The organism is Fodinibius sp. (genome assembly GCF_041642155.1).
Classification (GTDB): Bacteria; Bacteroidota; Rhodothermia; order Balneolales; family Balneolaceae; genus Fodinibius.
Genome location: NZ_JBEPWZ010000099.1, coordinates 9,839 through 10,122 on the forward strand (window position 1 = coordinate 9,839; position 284 = coordinate 10,122).

The following is a 284-nucleotide window of genomic DNA, read 5'->3' on the forward strand; positions in this document are numbered from 1 at the left end:
TAGTGATTCTGTCTCAGCTTAATTTTTATATAACCGTAAAGTCAAATGGGCTTAATATTCGATACTCATTTTATAAGTCAAGATATTTCATGAGTTAAATATTAAGAAAATGGTAAGTGATAAATTGATCCAATTATGAAAAAAAAATATAGACATAGGAAGAGTGTTCGTTCAAAAAAAGCAATGTTTGCTGCTGCCCGTCTTTTAATGGCAATAGTTGTTTGTTTGTTTTTTTCAGCAGCTACGGCCTGGGCCCAGCAGGCGGGACAGAGTGGAACTGTGAG